The organism is Micromonospora sp. CA-259024, from assembly GCF_050936255.1.
Lineage (GTDB): Bacteria > Actinomycetota > Actinomycetes > Mycobacteriales > Micromonosporaceae > Micromonospora.
Genome location: NZ_JBNJND010000002.1, coordinates 221,867 through 240,320, shown reverse-complemented (window position 1 = coordinate 240,320; position 18,454 = coordinate 221,867). Strand labels below are relative to the sequence as shown.

Sequence of the window (18,454 nt, the reverse complement as noted above, 5' to 3'; positions counted from 1 at the left end):
GCCGGGACCGCCGGCAGTAGCGTCTCACCGGAGGTAGCGCGTGTCCAAGGAGACCGAGAAGCAGCGTTGGCAGCGCAACTTCGCCGACCTGTTGCAGGAGTTGCGGGTCGCGCAGACCGGCGTGCAGATCCTCTTCGCCTTCCTGCTCACCCTGCCGTTCAGCAGCGGGTTCACCCGGACCAGCCAGTTCCAACGGGATGTCTACATCGTCGCGCTGCTCGCCGCGGCCGCCGCCACCGCATTGATCATCTCGCCGGTGGCGTTCCACCGGGCGCTGTTCCGGCAGGGGCGCAAGCCGGAACTGGTGCGGTTCGCCCACCGGATGGCCACGGGTGGCCTCGCCTTCATGCTGATCGCGATGGTCAGCGCGGTGCTGCTGATCACCGACTTCGTGCTGGACCGGCCGATCGCTTTCGTGCTCAGTGCGCTGACCGGCCTGTGGTTCCTCATGTTCTGGGTGATCCTGCCGTTCGCCCGGCGTAACTGGGGTGAGGACGACGTCGACGACGACGATGACGACCCGGACATGCTCAGCGGCCGCTGAGCGCACCCGGCCAGCGGAAAAGCGATCTTCTCGGAGCGCTACCCCTGGGTAACAACCGGGGGTAGCGTGGCGGGTAGTCGCGCACGTCGACGCAGCCACACCGAGGTTCGAGGGGGCTAGCCGTGACCACGACGCAGAACGGCCGACCGGCACCGGACGGCCCCGACTCCGCAGCCGCACCCAGCACCGCCGGTGCCGTGGCCCCGTTGCCGGCGGAGGCCGGGCAGGTCTCCGAGAAGGAGGCCCGGCAGGTCGCCGAGGCCGCGCGGGAGTCCACCTGGGACCGGCCCAGCTTCGGCAAGGAGCTGTTCCTCGGTCGGTTCCGGCTCGACCTGATCGACCCGTGGCCCCGCTCCGATCCGGACGACGTGGCCCGCGCCGAGGAGTTCCTTGGTCGGTTCCGCGCCTTCCTCACCTCGGAGGTGGACGGCGCGGCGATCGAACGGGACGCGTCCATTCCGGACTCAGTGTTCCACGGCCTGGCCGACCTCGGCGCGTTCGGCATGAAGATCGACCGGAAGTACGGCGGGCTCGGGCTGAGCAACCTGCACTACTGTCGGGCGCTGATGCTGGCCGGCTCGGTCAGCCCGGCCATCGGCGCGCTGCTCTCGGCGCACCAGTCGATCGGGGTGCCGCAGCCGCTCAAGATGTTCGGCACCGCCGAGCAGAAGCAGCGCTTCCTGCCCCGGCTCGCGGCCGGCGAGGTGTCCGCGTTCCTGCTCACCGAGCCGGACGTCGGCTCCGACCCGGCCCGGCTGGCCACCCTCGCCGAGCCGACCGAGGACGGCACCGGTTACCGGCTCAACGGGGTGAAGCTCTGGGCCACCAACGGCATCGTGGCCACCCTGCTGGTGGTGATGGCCCGGGTGCCGGCCACCGAGGGGCGTCGGGGCGGCATCACCGCGTTCGTGGTGGACGGCGACAGCGCGGGCATCACCGTGGAGCGCCGTAACGAGTTCATCGGCCTGCGCGGCCTGGAAAACAGCCTCACCCGGTTCCATGACGTGTTCGTGCCCGCCGAGAACGTCATCGGCGGCGAGGGCAAGGGTTTGAAGATCGCCCTGACCACGCTGAACACCGGCCGGCTCTCGCTGCCGGCGATGTGCGTGGGTGCCGGCAAGTGGGCGTTGAACGTGGCCCGGGGGTGGGCCGCCGACCGGGTCCAGTGGGGTCGCCCGGTGGGCGAGCATGAGGCGGTCGCGCAGAAGCTCTCCTTCATCGCCGCCACCACGTACGGCATGGAAACCATGCTCGACCTCTGCTGCCTGCTCGCCGACGACGACCGCAACGACATCCGGATCGAGGCGGCGCTGGTCAAGCTGTATGCCAGCGAGATGGCCTGGAAGATCGCCGACGAGCTGATCCAGATCCGGGGCGGGCGTGGCTACGAGACGGCCGACTCGCTCGCCGCTCGCGGCGAACGCCCGGCCGCCGTCGAGCAGATGCTGCGTGACCTGCGGATCAACCGGATCTTCGAGGGCTCCACCGAGATCATGCATCTGCTGATCGCCCGGGAGGCGGTCGACGCCCACCTGTCGGTGGCCGGCGACATCATCGACCCCGAGGCGGGGCTCGGTCGCAAGGCCCGGGCCGGCGCCCGAGCCGGGGCCTTCTACGCGAGGTGGCTGCCCACCCTCGCCGTGGGCCGGGGGCAGAGCCCTTCGGCGTACGCCGAGTTCGGGCCGCTCGCCGCGCACCTGCGCCAGGTCGAGCGGTCATCGCGCAAGCTGGCCCGGTCGACGTTCTACGCGATGTCCCGCTGGCAGGGAAAGATGGAGCGCAAGCAGGCGTTCCTCGGCCGTGTGGTGGACATCGGCGCCGAGTTGTTCGCGATGTCCGCGGTCTGCGTCCGGGCATCCGCCGAACGGGACAGCCGACCGGAGAACGTCGAGCTGGCCGACCTGTTCTGCCGGCAGGCGCGGGTGCGGGTGGACGCCCTGTTCAGCGCACTCTGGGACAACACCGACTCGGTCGACACCGCCGCCGCGAAGCGGATCCTCGCGGGCCGCTACGCGGACCTGGAGGAGGGTGTGGTCACCCCGCCCGACGACCTGCCGTGGGTGGCCCGCTGGTCGCCCGGTCCGTCCACCGCCGAGGACGTCCGCCGTCGCATCCCCCCGAAGCCGTGACCCCCGTCGCCCGTCGCCACCCCGCGCCGGGCGACGCGGATGGGGCGTCGATGGCGCCGGTCAGCGGGAGACCGCCCAGGCCAGCACCGCGGCCAGGAGCAGGCCGTTGAGCACCGCCAGGACCAGGTACGCCGCAGGCGGGATCTTCCTGCCCCGTCGTACGAAGGAGACCAGGACGGCGGCGTAGCCGAGCAGCAGGACGGCGATGACGACGAGGAAGTAGAACACCCGACGACCTTAGCGGCCTCGGCCGCGCAGACCGAGTTGGCGTAACTCCAGCGCGGCCAGCGCGTCGACGGTGGCGTCGTCGCCGCGCCGCCACGCCTCGGCGACGTCCGGCGCGATCCGGGTCAGTCGGTCCAGTGGCTGGGTGGCCAGCGCCCGCAGGGCGAGCAGGTCCCGGCCGGCCGGTCCGGCGGCCAGCCTCGCGGCGGACCCGGCGCGACGCATCCAGCGGACCCGCAGCGGCAGCCAGCCGAAGATCACCAGGCCGAGCGGGAAGATCAGCACCGCGATGGTGAGGGCGAGGGCGAGCTGGTCGACCAGGTGCTGCTGGTCGCGGCCGGCGTCGGCGAGCGACCGGGCGGCGTCGGCGGCCCGCTGGAACGGCGCGGTCAGTTCGTCGCCGACCAGCGGCACCCGGCCGACCTTGCTGCCGGCGTCGCCCAGGTTGTCGGCGAGCCCGCTGCCGGCACCCTCCAACTTCTGGCCGGGTACGGCGAGCTTCTGCACGAGGTCGTGCAGCCAGAGCGCGCCACGGATCGCCACGTACACCCAGGCGACGACGAACAGGTCGGTGAGCAACTGGCGGGCGGCGGTCGGAAACCGATCGGCGTAGATCTTCACGCCGGACAGCGTGCCACGAACGACCTCGACCCGACACCCGTCGGATCGAGGGGCGGGACGACCCCCGACCACAGGGCTGCGAGGGCGAGACCTACGACGCCAACCGCTCTCCCGCGTTGCGACCCGATCCTGCGAACTCGGCCCGGCCGTCCGACTGGTTGATGGCTGACCACACCGCGTCGAGGGAAAGGCCGAGGACGTCGGCGATCGCGGCGATGGTCGAGAAGGCAGGGGTGGCTACGCGACCGGACTCGATCTTTCGGAGGGTCTCCGGCGAGACACCTGCGTCCAGCGCGGTGACGAGCATCGAACGGTCTCCCCGGGCTCGGCGCAGGAGGGCGCCGAGGCGCTGTCCGCGCTCGACCTCCGCGGGAGTGAGCGGCAACCTGACCATGCTGTGATTCTAGTACCGGGATAATATGGCCGGGATACTTATTGGTCGCGCGAGGAAGGCGCTGCATGATCGAGATCCTGAATCCCACAGACCTCCTGCGAGCGCGAGACGCCGGTGCCCTGGTCGCCAACATCCTGCAGACACTCAGGAACCGCAGCACGGTCGGCACGAACCTCCTGGACATCAACCTGTGGGCCCGCAACATGATCACCGAGGCCGGGGCGCTGTCCTGCTACGTCGACTATGAGCCGTCCTTCGGGCGCGGGCCGTTCGGCCACTACATCTGCACGTCGGTCAACGACGCCGTGCTCCACGGACTGCCGTACGACTACACGCTTGCCGACGGCGACCTGCTGACGCTCGACCTCGCCGTCTCCCAGGGTGGGGTTGTCGCGGACTCCGCCATCAGCTTCATCGTGGGTGACTCGAAGCCCCCGGAGGACGTCGCGATGATCAACGCGACCGAGCGCGCCCTGAGCGCCGGCATCGCCGCGGCCGGACCGGGGGCGCACATCGGCGACATCTCCCATGCCATCGGCTCGGTCCTCAGCGAGGCGGGATATCCGATCAACACCGAGTTCGGCGGTCATGGCGTCGGATCGACGATGCACCAGGACCCGCACGTCGCGAACAAGGGTCGGCCCGGTCGCGGATACCGACTGCGCCCCGGGCTGCTGCTGGCACTGGAGCCATGGGTCATGGCGGACACCGCCGAGCTGGTCACCGATGCCGATGGGTGGACGCTCCGAAGCGCGACAGGCTGCCGGACAGCGCACAGCGAGCACACGATCGCCATCACCGACGACGGAGCCGAAATTCTCACTCTGCCCGCGCAGGCGCAAGCGTGAGCCAGCCGCGTTTCCCACTCCCGGCCCGCGCCGGTGCTCGCCGGACACAGGCCCGGCAGGTGCTCAGCGGACGCAGGCCGGGCAGGTGCCGAAGATCTCCAGGGTGTGGCTGACGTCGGCGTAGCCGTGCTGCGCGGCGACCCGGTCGGCCCAGCTCTCCACCGCCGGGCCGGCCACCTCCACGGTGCGCCCGCAGGCCCGGCAGACCAGGTGGTGGTGGTGCCCCACGCTGCACCGGCGGTAGAGGTGCTCGCCGCCCGGCGGGCGCATCACGTCGATCTCGCCCGCGTCGGCCAGCCCCTGCAGGGTGCGGTAGACGGTGGTCAGGCCGACCCGCTCGCCGCGCTGCCGCAGCATCGCGTGCAGGTCCTGGGCGCTGTGGAAGCCCTCCATCTCGGCCAGCAGCGCGCTCACCGCCGAGCGCTGCCGGGTGTTGCGCACCGCGGCGCTGCTCTCGCTCATGATCCCTCCCCGGCGTGGCTGACCGCGTCCGCCACGATGTGCGCGACGTGCTCGTCGACCAGGCTGTACGCGATCTCCCGACCTCGGCGTGAACCCCGCACCACACCCGCGCCGCGCAGCACGCGCAGGTGCTGCGAGACCAGCGGTTGCGCGGCGCCGAGCTTCTCCACCAGCTCGTGCACACACCGCTCGCCGCTGGCCAGCTCGCTGACGATGGCCAGCCGGATGGGCGCGGACAGTGCGCGGAGCAACTCGCTGGCTCCGTCGAACCCGTCGTAGCCCGTGGCGCTGGTCATCCTGCAACGATAACCAATACCGCCGACATCCCGCTGATCAGGATCAACTCAGCACGACCTCGTGCGGTTCCGGTGTTGGCGTGGCGGCCGGTGTCGCCCGGCGGCGCAGTGCCCGCCAGACGCCGCCCGCCACGGCCACCACCAGGAAGGAGGCGATCGCCACCAGCACCACCGAGGCGCCCGGCGCGGTGTCCGCCGTCGCCGCCACCCAGACACCGGAGCCGGCGGCGAAGAGCCCGAGCGCCATCGCGGCGGCCATCGTGCTGCGGAAGCCTCGGGTGACCTGCTGGGCGGTGGCGACCGGCACCACCATCAGAGCGCTGATCAGCAGCACCCCGACGGCCCGCATCGCGATGGTCACGGTGACCGCGGTGGCGACCGCGATCAGCAGGTTCAGTGTGCGCACCGGCAGGCCGGAGACCCGGGCGTACTCCTCGTCGTGACTGACCGCGAAGAGCGCCGGGCGCAGCGCGATCATGGTGATCAGGATCGCCGCACCGAGCACCGCGATGGTGGTCAGGTCTCCGGGCGAGATGGTGGTCAGCGACCCGAACAGGTACGCGTTGAGGTTCGCGCTGGTCGCGTCGGAGAGGCCGACCAGCAGTACGCCGCCCGCGATGCCGCCGTAGAAGAGCAGAGCAAGGGCCAGGTCACCGGACGTGCGGCCGCGTGCGCGGACCACCTCGATGGCGATCGCGCCGATGGTGGCGGCGATCACCGCCACCAGCACCGGCGAGCGGTTGAGCAGCAGGCCGGCGCCGACGCCGGTCAACGCCACGTGCCCGACGCCGTCGCCGATCAACGCCAGCCGGCGCTGCACCAGGTAGATGCCGAGTGCCGGCGCGGCCAGGCCGATCACCAGCGCACCGATCAGGGCGCGCTGCATGTAGGGGTACTGGAAGAGTTCCATGGGTCAGTTGCTCCACAGCCCGGCGGGCTCGTCGTAACAGTGCGGGTGCACATGGTCGTGGTCGGGCTCCGCGTGATGTCCGGCCGGGTCCGGCACCGCGCCGTCGTGACAGATCCGACCCTCGTGGACGACGACAGCCCGGCTGATCACCGGTCGCAGCGGGCCCAACTCGTGGGCCACCAGCAGCACCGTCCCGCCGTCGGCGACGAAGTCGCGCAGCGCGCCCGCGAACGCCTCCTGGCTGGCGGCGTCCACCCCGGCGGTCGGCTCGTCGAGGACCAGCAGCTCCGGTTGGCCGGCCAGTGCACGGGCGATCAGGGTGCGCTGCTGCTGGCCGCCGGAGAGCGTGGACACCGGGTCGGCGGCCCGGTCGGCGAGCCCGACCGCGCGCAGCGCGGCGTCGACGGCGGCTCGGTCGGCCCGACCCGGCGGGCGGAGCACCCCTCGGCGGGCCAGCCTGCCGGAGGCCACCACCTCGCCGACGGTGGCCGGTACGCCGCCGCCGGCGCCCAGGCGCTGTGGGACGTACCCGATGCGGGCCCACTGCCGGAAGCGGCGCAACGGCCGGTCGAAGAGGGCGACCGAGCCGGCGCTGATCGGCACCAGGCCGAGCACGGCGCGGATCAGGGTGGACTTGCCGGAGCCGTTGGCGCCGAGCACCGCGACCACCTCGCCGGCGGTCACGGTGAGCGAGATGTCCCGAAGGACGGGGCGGCCGTCGTAGCCGACCACCCCGTGCTCGACGGTGATGACGGGTGAGGTCACGAGCAGCCCAAGGCCGATTGCAGGGTCTGCAGGTTCGTACGCATCACCGAAAGGTAGTCCCCGTTGCTGCCGGCGGCGAGCCCTTCGATCGGGTCCAGCACCGCGGTCTTCGCGCCGACCTGACCGGCGATGGTCTCGGCCACCTTCGGGCTGACCAGGGTCTCGAAGAAGATCGTGGTGGCCTGGTGCTCCTTCGCCTCCTCGATCACGTGCGCGAGCCGCTGCGGCGAGGGCTCGACATCCGGGCTCAGCCCGGTGATGCCGACCTGCTCGAGCTGGTACCGGTCGGCCAGGTAGCCGAACGCGGCGTGACTGGTCACGATCTCCCGCCGCTGGCAGGTCGCGAGGCCCTGCCTGAACTCGCCGTCCAGGGTCGTCAGGTCGGCGCGCAGCGCCGCGGCGCGGGCGGTGTAGTCGGCGGCGTGGTCCGGGTCGGCCTTGCCGAGCCGCTGGGCGAGCTGGTCACCGATGCCGGCCAGTCGGGTCGGGTCGAGCCAGACATGCGGGTCCTTGCCGCCGTTCTCCTCGGCGTGCTCCTCTTCGCCCGCGCCCTCGTGGTCGTGCCCGCCGGCGGCCGCGTCCAGCAGTGGCTGGACGCTGGTCACGTCGAAGGACCGGTCGCCGCCGTTCTGTGCGACGGCGTCGTCCACCGCCGGCTGGAAACCCTTGAGGTAGACGATCAGCTCCGCCTCGGTGACCTGGCCGACCTGGCTCGGGTTGAGCTCCAGGTCGTGCGGCTCGGCACCGGGCTTGGCGAGGTTGGTCACCCGGACGGCATCGCCGCCGACCCGCTCGGCGAGGAACTGGAGGGGGTAGAACGCGGCCACCACGTCGACCCGTTGGGGATCGGCGCCGGCGGCACCACCGGTGGAGCAGCCGGCCCCGGCGCCCAGAGCGAGGAGGGCGGTCGCGGCGGCCAGGACACGGGACGTGGCGCGGTTGGTCATGTCATCAACTGTCCGCGACAACGATAATGATTGTCAAAAACGCATGGGTGCATGTCAGAGCAGCTTTGCGAGGCCCACCGCCACCAGCAGGGTCAGCATCACCAGTCGAATCAGCCGATTCCGCGGTGCCTGAACCGCCCAGGTCGTGACCAACAGGGCGATCAGGACCGCCGCGAGCGCGAGCGTCAGCAGCCCGCCGATCACCCCCGGCGTGAAGAACGCCACCAGCACCACCACCAGGGTGAGCAGGAACACCGACGTCGGGTTCGCCCCGGCCAACCGGGCCAGCAGAGGGCGCTGCGTACGCTGCATCCCACAGACTCTACGAGGAGGGACCCCCGTTGCTGGTGACCAACCGGTTCGTGGTCGACGTCGATCTCGCCGACAGCTTCACCGAACGGGCGCACGCCGCCCTCACCGCACTGGCCGCCCGCCCCGGCTACCTGCGGGGTCAACTGGTCCGGGCGCTCGACGACCCCCGCCACTGGACCCTGGTCACCGAATGGGAGTCGGTCGGTACGTACCGGCGGGCGCTGGGTGCCTTCGAGGTCAAGGTCAGCGCCGTGCCGCTGCTCGCCGAGTCGGTCGACGAGCCCTCCGCGTACGAGGCGCTGGCCACCGCTGCGCCCGGCGGGGCCGTGGTCGTCGCCGATAGTGATCGGGCTGCGGGTCCTTACCGCTGAGCCGCCGGACACTACGCTGCTCCTATGACCGCACCCGCCCCGCCACCCGGTCCCGGCGTGGCTCCGCCGTTCGCCGCGCCGCCCACCGAGGGCCGCCGGACGCGGCTCTGGATCGGCCTCGGCGTCGGCGCGCTCGCCGTGGTGCTCTGCTGTGGCGGGGGCGGCACCGCCGTCGTCGGCCTGGCCGTCAGCGGTGTGCAGGCCATCCGGGAGCAGGCCCGCACCGTGACCGGCGACTACTACCAGGCGCTGGTCGAGCGGAACTACGGGCGGGCGTACGACCAGCTCTGCGACGACGCGCAGCGGCGCGAGTCACGGCCCGAGTTCGAGCGGCGCGCGGCCGCCGAACCTCAGGTCGCCGCGTTCCGGGTGGGTGAGGTGGACACCACCAGCCTGACCGTGCCGGTCGACGTGACGCTCGACGGCGGCGACCGGGAACGGCAGCAGGTCAGCCTTGGCCAGGACGGTCAGACCGGCGGCGTGGAGGTCTGCGGGGTCAGCTGACCCGCCCCCGGTATTCTGCTGGGCTCGGGGCCACGGTGGTCGTACCGTTGTCCCGAACCGACCGTTCCATCCACATCTCGCCCCCGCCGACCGCCAGCCGGCGTAGGAGGAAACATGCCAGCCGACCGTATCGACGCCGTCGTCAGCCTCGCCAAGCGCCGAGGCTTCGTTTTTCCCTCCAGTGAGATCTACGGAGGCACCCGATCGGCGTGGGACTACGGTCCGCTCGGCGTGGAGCTGAAGGAGAACGTCCGCCGGCAGTGGTGGAAGACCATGGTCCAGCAGCGCGACGACGTGGTCGGCCTCGACTCCGCGGTGATCCTGGCCCGCAAGGTGTGGGAGGCGTCCGGCCACATCGCCGAGTTCGTCGACCCGCTCACCGAGTGCCAGTTCTGCCACAAGCGGTTCCGGGCTGACCACCTGGAGGAGGCCTACGCCGAGAAGCACGGCAAGCCGCTGACCTCGCTCGCCGAGCTCAACTGCCCCAACTGCGGCAACAAGGGCACCTTCACCGAGCCGAAGATGTTCAACGGCCTGATGAAGACCTACCTGGGCCCGGTGGAGAGCGACGAAGGGCTGCACTACCTGCGCCCGGAGACCGCGCAGGGCATCTTCGTCAACTACAAGAACGTCGAGACGGTCGCCCGCAAGAAGCCGCCGTTCGGCATCGCGCAGACCGGCAAGTCGTTCCGCAACGAGATCACCCCGGGCAACTTCATCTTCCGGACCCGGGAGTTCGAGCAGATGGAGATGGAGTTCTTCGTCGAGCCGGGCACCGACGAGCAGTGGCACGAGTACTGGCTCCAGGAGCGCTGGAACTGGTACCTCGACCTCGGTCTGTCGGCGGACAACCTGCGCCTCTACGAGCACCCCAAGGAGAAGCTCTCGCACTACTCGAAGCGGACGGTGGACATCGAGTACCGCTTCCAGTTCGGCGGCACCGAGTTCGCCGAGCTGGAGGGCGTCGCCAACCGCACCGACTTCGACCTCTCGACGCACAGCAAGCACTCCGGCGTCGACCTGTCGTACTTTGACCAGACCAAGAGTGAGCGCTGGATGCCGTACGTCATCGAGCCCGCCGCCGGTCTGACCCGCGCGGTGCTCGCCTTCCTGCTGGAGGCGTACGACGAGGACGAGGCGCCGAACACCAAGGGCGGCGTGGACAAGCGCACCGTGATGCGGTTCGACCCGCGGCTCGCCCCGGTCAAGGTGGCGGTGCTGCCGCTGTCCCGCAACGAGGCGCTGTCGCCGAAGGCCAAGGACCTCGCGGCGCTGCTGCGCAAGCGCTGGGTGGTGGAGTTCGACGACTCGCAGGCGATCGGCCGCCGCTACCGCCGCCAGGACGAGATTGGCACCCCGTTCTGCGTGACGGTCGACTTCGACACCCTGGACGACAACGCCGTGACGGTCCGCAACCGGGACACCATGGCCCAGGAGCGGGTCTCCCTGGACCAGGTCGAGCGCTACCTGATCGAGCGCCTGCCCGGCTGCTGAGACGGCGCGCACGGGGCCTCGGCCGACGCGGAAAGCGCCGGTCGGGGCCCCGTACACTTGTCCGGTGACTGCCTCGACCCTTCCTGCGCTGCGCCCGTTGACGCTCGGGCGGTACCAGGTGTGGCCGCCGGTGGTGCTCGCGCCGATGGCCGGGATCACCAACGTCGGGTTCCGGCGGCTCTGCCGGGAGCAGGGCGGAGGCATCTACGTCTGCGAGATGATCACCACTCGGGCGCTGGTCGAGCGGAACCCGAAGACGCTGCGCATGATCGCGTTCGGCGACGACGAGAAGCCGCGTAGCCTCCAGCTCTACGGCACCGATCCGGAGGTCACCGCCGCCGCCGTGCGGATTGTCGTGGAACGCAACCTGGCGGACCACATCGACCTCAACTTCGGCTGCCCGGTGCCCAAGGTGACCCGGCGTGGCGGCGGGGCGGCGCTGCCGTGGCGGCGCCGGCTCTTCGCCCGGCTGGTGAAGGCCGCGGTGGACGCCGCGTCGCCGGCGGGGGTGCCGGTCACGGTGAAGATGCGCAAGGGCATCGATGACGAGCACCTGACGTACGTCGAGGCCGGGCTCGCCGCCCAGGACGCCGGGGTCGCCGCCGTGGCCCTGCACGGGCGGACGGCGGCGCAGCGCTACTCGGGCACCGCCGACTGGGATGCCATCGCCACGCTCAAGCAGGCCCTCGACGTGCCGGTGCTCGGCAACGGCGACATCTGGGAGGCCGACGACGCGCTGCGGATGGTCGCGCACACCGGCGTGGACGGCGTGGTCATCGGGCGCGGCTGCCTGGGTCGACCGTGGCTCTTCGCCGACCTGGAGGCCGCCTTCAACGGCCGGCCGGAGCGTCGGATGCCCACCCTCGGCGAGGTGGCGGTGACCATGCGCCGGCACGCCGAGCTGCTGGTCGACCAGTTCACGGCCGGCGCACGCAACCCGGCCCGGGGTGAGCGGGACGGCTGCACCGACTTCCGCAAGCACGTCGCCTGGTATCTGAAGGGCTTCCCGGTCGGCGGCGAGCTGCGCCGCTCGCTGGCGATGATCGAAAGCCTGGCTCAGCTCGACGACCTGCTCGGCAAGCTCGACCCGGCGGAGCCGTTCCCGGTGGCCGCCCTCGGGCAGCCGCGCGGCCGGACGAACTCCCCGGGCAAGGTCTTCCTGCCGGACGGCTGGCTGGCGAGCCGGGACGACGACGCCGTCCCCGAGGGCGCCGAGCTGGACGACTCCGGCGGCTGACCCTGCTGGCGAGTGGCGGGCACACGCACCGACCCGGCAGCTGATCCGCGCTGGCGAGTTGGCGGACGCACGCACCGACCGGCAGCTGATCCGTGCTGGCGAGTGGCGGACGCACGACCCACCCGGTGCCTGAATGAACGTGGCGGTCGCCAGAGCGTCTCTGCCTGCGGGGCTGTCGCGCTGTCGAGCTGATGTCGCAGACGAGTCACCGCCTCGGCGACACTCCGAATCGCTTACGACATCAGCTCCAAAGGACCAGCGTCCCGTCCCGTCCCGGCACTGACCCTAACGACGACGAAGGGCCGTCCGCGCGGCCGGACGGGCCTGACCCGAACGACGGCGAAGGGCCGGGCCCCGTGGTGGGGTCCGGCCCTTCGGTGGTGTGGTGGTGCGGTGGTGCGGGTCAGCTGGTGGCGTAGCCGCGGGTGGCGATCCAGTCGGCGAGGTGTTCGACGGTGACCTCGTAGGAGGCGGTGTTCGGGTCGGCGGAGTCGGCGATCTTCACCACGTTCCCGTTGTCGCGGTACCCGACGACGCTGATGTAGTGCCCACCCTCGAAGGAGTGCACCCCACCGTCAACATCGGTGGTGGTGCCGGCGATGTTCGCGACCACGGCCCGACCGTCGTCGACGGTGCGCACGATGTCGCCGCGCAGCTTGTCGGTCTGCTTGTCGTCGGCGCTCGGGTTGCTGATCTCCACGCTGTGGTAGGCGTCGTTCTTACCGGTTTCCTTGTTCAGGACCGGGGTGATGTCGTTGATGGAGTTGGTGCCGGCTTCGGTGGTGCCCATTTCCTTGGCCATGGCGTCGACGCTGATGTCCTTGCCCTGTACGGACAGGGCGTTGCGGGCGGCGGCGGGGCCGCAGTAGTAGAAGTTCGGCTGGGCCTCGTAGCGCACACCGAGCTGACGCTCACCCGAGGGCTTGCGGTCGGTTTGGGTCTGGGTGGTCGGCTTGGCGTCCGACGCGGCGTACGCGGCGGTGACGGGGCCGGCGATGGCGCCGCCGGTGAAGGCGAGCCCGGCAGCGGTCAGGGCGGTCTTACGGATCAGATCGGTACGCATGATGGCGTGCTCCTCTGCAATGGGGGATACGCGCGGCACCCAGAAACGGGGGCGTGTGCCGTGCGGGAAGTTCAGAAAAAGGGGGGATCTGCCCGGCCGGCTCGGGGGCCTGCTCGGGTGTCCGGGGGATGTAACGGCCCGGGCCTGCCGGGCATTCCGCCGGGCTTGCGGGCCCGTCGCGGTGCTCGGGCGACCCGAGGATGTAACCGTCGCGGCCGGTCGGGTCTTCCACGGCTGGCGGCTACCGGGGGATGTAACCGTGGCGGCCCGGCGGGTGTTCCCGGCTGGGGCGCCGCACGCCAGAGCCCGGGGGCTACGGCGGCATGCCAGGTATAACGACCCCGGCCGGCCACCGATTCCACGCCGAGGGTGGCCCCGGCCACCATACAAACCGGGCCAAACGGAACTTATCAGTCAGGCGGGCATCCCAGCACGACGGACCTCCGGCAGTGATCCACTCGGGCTTCACGATGACGCGGCATCCTCGTTGCCGGGATGCCCCCATGTTGGTGAACCCGAGTGGATCATGGCGAACTGTCCGGTTATTGCCGACAGGTGCGGACTCGGCCCAGGGCTCAGAGTGTCGCGGCGTCGGCCTGGCTCGGGCGACGCTGCGACGGGATGGTCGGCCAGGGGATCTCGGGTGCGCGGTGGAAGGAGATCCCGGCGGTGGCCCAGCGCGGGCCCTGGCCGGCCAGCCGGTCGCGGAAGCCGTCCCAGTCGTGTGTCGCGCGGGGAGACCAGCCCAGCTCGGCGATGGCGGGCAGCCGGGGGAGGAGCAGCAACTCGATGTCGGCCAGCGAGGTGACCGATTCGGTCCAGAGCGGGGCCTCCACGCCGAGCACCGCCGCCTCCGGCACGTCCGTCACGTGTGACCCGGGATCCCAGTCGTACGCCTTCCGCACGTCGATCAGGCCGGCCCAGTCGTGCCCGATCGGGGTGTCCGGGGCGTACTTCATGTCCAGGTAGGCGTGGTTACCGGGCGAGACGATCAGCCGGGCACCCTCGCGTACGGCCTCGACCGTGATGGGGTCTTCGCCGTTCGTGCCCCACCACTGGAGGACCCGTCCGTCGACGTGGGCGGCCGGTGCGAGCTGGTGCCAACCGACGACGGTCTTGCCGAGGCCGGCCACGATGCGCTGGACCCGCTCGACGAAACCGGTGTACACCTCGCCCTTCACCTTGAACGCCTCGTCACCGCCGATGTGCAGCCACGGCCCGGGTGTGATCGCGGCCAGTTCGGCCAGGACGTCGGTGACGAAGTCGTACGTCCGCTCATCGGCCGGGTCGACGTAGCTGAAACCGACCTCGGTGCCGGTGTACGGCGGCGGCGCGATCTTGTCCGGCGCCAGCTCCGGGTACGCGACCAGCGCCGAGTTGGTGTGCCCCGGGAGGTCGATCTCCGGGACGACGGTGATGTGACGGGCGGCCGCATAGGTGACGATCCGCTCGTAGTCGGCCTTCGTGTAGTGCCCGCCAGGGCCGCCACCGACCTCGGTCGCCCCGCCCACGGTGGCCAACCTCGGCCAGGCGTCGACGGCGATCCGCCAACCCTGGTCGTCGGTGAGGTGCAGGTGCAGGTGGTTGAGCTTGTAGCGGGCCAGGTGGTCGACGACCCGCAGGACGTCCTCGACGGCGAAGAAGTGCCGAGCGACGTCGAGCATCGCGCCCCGGTACGGGAACCGGGGCGCATCGGTGATGGTGCCGCCGGGCAGCGTCCAGTGTTCGGTGACCGGGACCGGGCTCTCGATCGCCGGTGGCAGCAGTTGGCGCAGGGTCTGCACGCCGTGGAAGAGCCCGGTGGCGGTGACGGCGGTGATGCGTACCCCGTTGGGGGTGACGTCGAGTCGGTAGCCCTCCGCGCCGAGATCGGCGGCCTCGTCCAGCACCAGCGCGATGCCGTCGACGGGCGCCGGCGCGGTGGCGTCGGTGACCGGCAGCGGGTATCCGGTGGCCGGTCGGAGCAGCCCGGCGAGTTGCGCGGCGACCGTCAGCGCGGCGGGGTCGGCGCTGGCCACGATGACCGCTTCGGCCGGCAGCACCCAGTCCTCGGTCGGGTCCGGCTGGACCTGCTGCGGGGCGGGCACGACGTCGGCCAGCCGGTGGAGGGCCGGTGGGGCGAGCAGCTTGCCAGCGGTCCGCTCGGCCACCCGGGCCAGCGTGGCCGCGTCCGTTTCCCGCCCGGGCGGCGGCACCGGGCTGGTGGGCCCGGTCGCGGCCGGGGTGGTGGCGGGGCCGGGGGAGGGGATGGTCGACACGGCGGCGACTCCGGGGGTGTATTCGCGTGGGTTATGGCAAAAGTGAGGTTCACCGGCTGGCGTGCCGTCAAGCGTACGGCGCTCGGCCGGGATGCGTGATGGTGCACGTGGAAGCGTTCCCAAAAACCGGTACGAACACGGATAGTCGTGATGGCTGTGCCAATTGTCACCGAACGGTCCCAGGTCACTCGATGTTCGCTTAACCTTCGCCCACCGATCGGCGTCGACCCGGGGATTACCGGTGGTCCGTCCGGGGGTACAAGAAACTGAACCTTCGTTAAGTGTCAATCCGGCGCGTGTGTTGTGGAGGCTCTGGTGGCAGCGCAAGAGACCGTCGATCACAAGTACGTCTACGACTTCTCCGAAGGCAACAAGGATCTCAAGGACCTGCTCGGCGGCAAGGGGGCCAACCTCGCCGAGATGAGCAACCTCGGCCTGCCCGTTCCGCCCGGCTTCACCATCACCACCGAGGCATGCCAGGCGTACCTCGCGACGGGACGGGAGCCGGACGGGCTCGCCGCTCAGATCGAGGCGCACCTGGAATCGTTGGAGCGCGCGATGGGCAGGCGCCTCGGCGACCCACAGGACCCGCTGCTGGTCTCCGTTCGCTCCGGTGCCAAGTTCTCCATGCCCGGCATGATGGAGACCGTCCTCAACGTCGGCCTCAACGACCAGAGCGTGGTCGGCCTCTCCGCGCAGGCGAGTGGCGCGGGCGGCCAGGCCGCCTCCGGCGGCGCAGACAGGTTCGCCTGGGACTCCTACCGCCGCCTCATCCAGATGTTCGGCAAGACCGTCTGCGAGGTGCCGGGCGAGGAGTTCGAGCACGCGCTCGACGACATCAAGCGGGCCAAGGGCACCCACAACGACCTGGACCTCGACGCCGACGACCTGCGCGGGCTGGTCGACGCGTACAAGAAGATCTTCCTGAAGCACACCGGTCGGGAGTTCCCGCAGCAGCCGCGCGAACAGCTCGACCTCGCCATCCGGGCGGTCTTCGAGTCGTGGAACGCCGAGCGCGCGGTGCTCTACCGTCGCCAGGAGCGGATCCCGGCCGACCTCGGTACCGCGGTCAACGTGGTGACCATGGTCTTCGGCAACCTCGGCGCGGACTCCGGCACCGGTGTCTCGTTCACCCGCGACCCGGCCAGCGGTGCGCAGGGCATCTACGGCGACTACCTGGCCAACGCCCAGGGCGAGGACGTGGTCGCCGGCATCCGCAACACCGTGCCGTTGCAGGAGCTGGAGCGGCTGGACAAGAAGTCCTACGACGAGCTGCTCAGCTTCATGGCCCGGCTGGAGGAGCACTACAAGGACCTCTGCGACATCGAGTTCACCATCGAACGCGGCAAGCTGTGGATGTTGCAGACCCGGGTCGGTAAGCGCACCGCCGCCGCCGCGTTCGTCATCGCGGGGCAGCTCGTCGACGAGGGCCTGATCGACCTGGACGAGGCGCTGCACCGGGTCAACGGCGCGCAGCTTGCCCAGCTGATGTTCCCCCGCTTCCAGCTCGACCACGAGTTCCAACCGGTCGCCAAGGGCATCGGCGCCTCCCCGGGCGCGGCCTCCGGCAAGGTGGTCTTCACCTCCGCGCGCGCCGTCGAGCTGGCCGCCGAGGGGGAGTCGGTGATCCTGGTCCGCCGGGAGACCAACCCGGACGACCTGAACGGCATGATCGCGGCGAAGGGCATCCTCACCTCGCGCGGCGGCAAGACCAGCCACGCCGCGGTGGTGGCCCGGGGGATGGGGAAGACCTGTGTCTCCGGTGCCGACGAGATCGACGTGAACGTGCCGGCAAAGCGGTTCACCGTGGCCGGGCAGACCGTGAACGAGGGCGACGTCGTGTCGATCGACGGCACCACCGGCAAGGTCTACCTGGGCGAGGTGCCGGTCATGCCGTCGGAGGTGGTGCAGTACTTCGAGGGCAGCCTCGACCCCGAGCACATCGACAACGCGCTGGTCCGGGCCGTACACCGGATCATGACGCACGCCGACGGGAAGCGGCGGCTCGCGGTCCGCACGAACGCCGACACCGGCGCGGACGCCGCGCGGGCCCGACGCTTCGGCGCCGAGGGCATCGGGCTGTGCCGCACCGAGCACATGTTCCTCGGCGACCGGCGGGAGCTGGTCGAGCGGCTGATCCTGGCCCGCGCCGAGGGTGAGCGGGAGGCGGCGCTCGCGGCACTGCTGCCGTTGCAGCGGGCCGACTTCGAGGAGATCTTCCGCGAGATGGACGGTCTGCCGGTCACCGTCCGCCTGATCGACCCGCCGCTGCACGAGTTCCTGCCGCCGCTGGAGCAGCTCGCGGTCAACGTCGCGGTCGCTCAGGAGCGCGGCGAGGACGTCGCCAAGGAGGAGGCGCTGCTCGCCGCCGTCCGGCGGATGCACGAGGAGAACCCGATGCTCGGGCTGCGGGGCGTCCGCCTCGGCCTGGTCATCCCCGGCCTGTTCGCGATGCAGGTCCGGGCGATCGCCGAGGCGGCCGTCACCTGCGCCCGCGCCGGTGGGGTGGCCAAGCCGGAGATCATGGTGCCGCTGGTCGGGGCCGTGCAGGAGCTGGAGACGGTCCGCGCGGAGGCTGAGAAGATCATTGCGGAGGTGGTCGGGGACAGTGGGGTCGAGGTGCTGATCGGCACCATGATCGAGGTGCCTCGGGCGGCACTGACCGCTGGGCAGATCGCCGAGGCGGCGGAGTTCTTCTCCTTCGGCACCAACGACCTGACCCAGATGGGCTGGGGCTTCTCCCGCGACGACGTCGAGGGCGCGTTCTTCTGGCGGTACCTGGAGCTGGGCATCTTCGGTATATCGCCGTTCGAGTCGATCGACCGCGACGGCGTCGGTCGGTTGGTGCGGATCGCCGCCGAGGAGGGCCGGGCCGCCCGGCCCGGGCTGAAGCTCGGTGTGTGCGGCGAGCACGGCGGCGACCCGGACTCGGTGCACTTCTTCCACGAGGTCGGCCTGGACTACGTGTCCTGCTCACCGTTCCGAGTGCCGGTGGCCCGGCTGGAGGCCGGCCGGGCGGTCGTGGAGACCGGCGGCTCGGACAGCCGCTGAGGCAGGGCCGGCGGTGGACCGGG

At 70.9% G+C, this 18,454-nt stretch carries 19 protein-coding genes; 8 read left to right on the top strand and 11 right to left on the bottom strand.

The features are described from left to right. Positions 1–40 precede the first annotated feature (40 nt). Together ACQEUX_RS20370 and ACQEUX_RS20365 are read left to right on the top strand one after the other, a co-directional pair. Complete coding sequence (locus ACQEUX_RS20370) at positions 41–544, top strand: DUF6328 family protein (RefSeq protein WP_433050638.1); 504 nt, start codon at positions 41–43, stop codon at positions 542–544. A 122-nt stretch (positions 545–666) separates the two neighbouring features. After that, on the top strand, positions 667–2,673 hold the full coding sequence (locus tag ACQEUX_RS20365; RefSeq protein ID WP_433050635.1) for an acyl-CoA dehydrogenase family protein: 2,007 nt from the start codon (positions 667–669) through the stop codon (positions 2,671–2,673). Positions 2,674–2,733: 60 nt separating this feature from the next. Here ACQEUX_RS20365 and ACQEUX_RS20360 read toward each other — a convergent pair whose 3' ends face one another. The 3 genes from ACQEUX_RS20360 to ACQEUX_RS20350 form a co-directional block, all read right to left on the bottom strand. After that, positions 2,734–2,901, bottom strand: a complete 168-nt coding sequence (locus ACQEUX_RS20360) for a hypothetical protein (RefSeq protein WP_433050632.1) — start codon at positions 2,899–2,901, stop codon at positions 2,734–2,736. A gap of 9 nt (positions 2,902–2,910) precedes the next feature. Continuing rightward, positions 2,911–3,519, bottom strand: a complete 609-nt coding sequence (locus tag ACQEUX_RS20355) for a hypothetical protein (RefSeq protein WP_433050629.1) — start codon at positions 3,517–3,519, stop codon at positions 2,911–2,913. Between the two features lie 91 nt (positions 3,520–3,610). Continuing rightward, positions 3,611–3,913, bottom strand: coding sequence for a helix-turn-helix domain-containing protein (locus ACQEUX_RS20350; protein ID WP_433050626.1), 303 nt, complete (start codon positions 3,911–3,913; stop codon positions 3,611–3,613). Positions 3,914–3,978: 65 nt separating this feature from the next. Here ACQEUX_RS20350 and map point away from each other — a divergent pair, with 65 nt between their 5' ends. Beyond that, positions 3,979–4,761, top strand: a complete 783-nt coding sequence (gene map / locus ACQEUX_RS20345) for a type I methionyl aminopeptidase (RefSeq protein WP_433050623.1) — start codon at positions 3,979–3,981, stop codon at positions 4,759–4,761. A 63-nt stretch (positions 4,762–4,824) separates the two neighbouring features. On the opposite strand, the gene ACQEUX_RS20340 is transcribed toward map, so the two are convergent. The 6 genes from ACQEUX_RS20340 to ACQEUX_RS20315 are packed head-to-tail and all read right to left on the bottom strand — an operon-like array spanning position 4,825 to position 8,453. Next, on the bottom strand, positions 4,825–5,223 hold the full coding sequence (locus tag ACQEUX_RS20340; protein ID WP_433050620.1) for a Fur family transcriptional regulator: 399 nt from the start codon (positions 5,221–5,223) through the stop codon (positions 4,825–4,827). Further along, positions 5,220–5,519: an ArsR/SmtB family transcription factor gene (locus ACQEUX_RS20335; protein ID WP_433050617.1), complete on the bottom strand. Its 300-nt coding sequence runs from the start codon at positions 5,517–5,519 to the stop codon at positions 5,220–5,222. The genes ACQEUX_RS20340 and ACQEUX_RS20335 overlap by 4 nt, the downstream gene beginning before the upstream one ends. Before the next feature lie 43 nt (positions 5,520–5,562). Continuing rightward, entirely contained in the window at positions 5,563–6,429 is an 867-nt protein-coding gene (locus ACQEUX_RS20330; protein ID WP_433050614.1) for a metal ABC transporter permease, read from the bottom strand. A 3-nt stretch (positions 6,430–6,432) separates the two neighbouring features. After that, the gene (locus tag ACQEUX_RS20325) at positions 6,433–7,194 is read right to left on the bottom strand and encodes a metal ABC transporter ATP-binding protein (RefSeq protein WP_433050611.1); all 762 of its coding nucleotides are present in this window, start codon (positions 7,192–7,194) and stop codon (positions 6,433–6,435) included. Beyond that, a complete protein-coding gene (locus tag ACQEUX_RS20320) occupies positions 7,191–8,141 on the bottom strand; it encodes a metal ABC transporter substrate-binding protein (RefSeq protein WP_433050608.1) in 951 nt (316 codons plus the stop codon). The genes ACQEUX_RS20325 and ACQEUX_RS20320 overlap by 4 nt, the downstream gene beginning before the upstream one ends. Before the next feature lie 54 nt (positions 8,142–8,195). Beyond that, positions 8,196–8,453 carry a hypothetical protein gene (locus ACQEUX_RS20315; RefSeq protein WP_433050605.1) on the bottom strand — a complete coding sequence of 86 codons (258 nt, stop codon included), beginning with the start codon at positions 8,451–8,453 and terminating at the stop codon, positions 8,196–8,198. Positions 8,454–8,482: 29 nt separating this feature from the next. Between ACQEUX_RS20315 and ACQEUX_RS20310 the strand changes: the two genes are divergently transcribed. From ACQEUX_RS20310 to dusB, 4 genes are all read left to right on the top strand, one after another. Continuing rightward, positions 8,483–8,824 (top strand): antibiotic biosynthesis monooxygenase family protein, encoded by a 342-nt coding sequence (locus tag ACQEUX_RS20310; RefSeq protein WP_433050602.1) that lies wholly within the window; start codon positions 8,483–8,485, stop codon positions 8,822–8,824. A gap of 24 nt (positions 8,825–8,848) precedes the next feature. Further along, a complete protein-coding gene (locus ACQEUX_RS20305; RefSeq protein WP_433050599.1) occupies positions 8,849–9,328 on the top strand; it encodes an Rv0361 family membrane protein in 480 nt (159 codons plus the stop codon). Between the two features lie 114 nt (positions 9,329–9,442). Beyond that, the gene (locus ACQEUX_RS20300) at positions 9,443–10,822 is read left to right on the top strand and encodes a glycine--tRNA ligase (RefSeq protein WP_074313562.1); all 1,380 of its coding nucleotides are present in this window, start codon (positions 9,443–9,445) and stop codon (positions 10,820–10,822) included. 64 nt (positions 10,823–10,886) lie between these two features. Continuing rightward, complete coding sequence (gene dusB / locus ACQEUX_RS20295; protein ID WP_433050595.1) at positions 10,887–12,059, top strand: tRNA dihydrouridine synthase DusB; 1,173 nt, start codon at positions 10,887–10,889, stop codon at positions 12,057–12,059. 403 nt (positions 12,060–12,462) lie between these two features. Here dusB and ACQEUX_RS20290 read toward each other — a convergent pair whose 3' ends face one another. Both ACQEUX_RS20290 and ACQEUX_RS20285 read right to left on the bottom strand, forming a co-directional pair. Beyond that, on the bottom strand, positions 12,463–13,122 hold the full coding sequence (locus tag ACQEUX_RS20290; protein ID WP_433050592.1) for a C39 family peptidase: 660 nt from the start codon (positions 13,120–13,122) through the stop codon (positions 12,463–12,465). A gap of 575 nt (positions 13,123–13,697) precedes the next feature. Continuing rightward, positions 13,698–15,473 carry a family 20 glycosylhydrolase gene (locus tag ACQEUX_RS20285; RefSeq protein WP_433056990.1) on the bottom strand — a complete coding sequence of 592 codons (1,776 nt, stop codon included), beginning with the start codon at positions 15,471–15,473 and terminating at the stop codon, positions 13,698–13,700. Between the two features lie 222 nt (positions 15,474–15,695). Here ACQEUX_RS20285 and ppdK point away from each other — a divergent pair, with 222 nt between their 5' ends. Next, on the top strand, positions 15,696–18,431 hold the full coding sequence (gene ppdK / locus ACQEUX_RS20280) for a pyruvate, phosphate dikinase (RefSeq protein ID WP_433050589.1): 2,736 nt from the start codon (positions 15,696–15,698) through the stop codon (positions 18,429–18,431). Positions 18,432–18,454 lie beyond the last annotated feature (23 nt).

Coding starts and splice junctions, on each gene's coding strand:
- ACQEUX_RS20350 (WP_433050626.1), bottom strand. CDS start 3,913: ATGGTCAGGTTGCCGCTCACTCCCGCGGAGGTCGAGCGCGGACAGCGC.
- map (WP_433050623.1), top strand. CDS start 3,979: ATGATCGAGATCCTGAATCCCACAGACCTCCTGCGAGCGCGAGACGCC.
- ACQEUX_RS20340 (WP_433050620.1), bottom strand. CDS start 5,223: ATGAGCGAGAGCAGCGCCGCGGTGCGCAACACCCGGCAGCGCTCGGCG.
- ACQEUX_RS20335 (WP_433050617.1), bottom strand. CDS start 5,519: ATGACCAGCGCCACGGGCTACGACGGGTTCGACGGAGCCAGCGAGTTG.
- ACQEUX_RS20330 (WP_433050614.1), bottom strand. CDS start 6,429: ATGGAACTCTTCCAGTACCCCTACATGCAGCGCGCCCTGATCGGTGCG.
- ACQEUX_RS20320 (WP_433050608.1), bottom strand. CDS start 8,141: ATGACCAACCGCGCCACGTCCCGTGTCCTGGCCGCCGCGACCGCCCTC.
- ACQEUX_RS20315 (WP_433050605.1), bottom strand. CDS start 8,453: ATGCAGCGTACGCAGCGCCCTCTGCTGGCCCGGTTGGCCGGGGCGAAC.
- ACQEUX_RS20305 (WP_433050599.1), top strand. CDS start 8,849: ATGACCGCACCCGCCCCGCCACCCGGTCCCGGCGTGGCTCCGCCGTTC.
- ACQEUX_RS20300 (WP_074313562.1), top strand. CDS start 9,443: ATGCCAGCCGACCGTATCGACGCCGTCGTCAGCCTCGCCAAGCGCCGA.
- ACQEUX_RS20290 (WP_433050592.1), bottom strand. CDS start 13,122: ATGCGTACCGATCTGATCCGTAAGACCGCCCTGACCGCTGCCGGGCTC.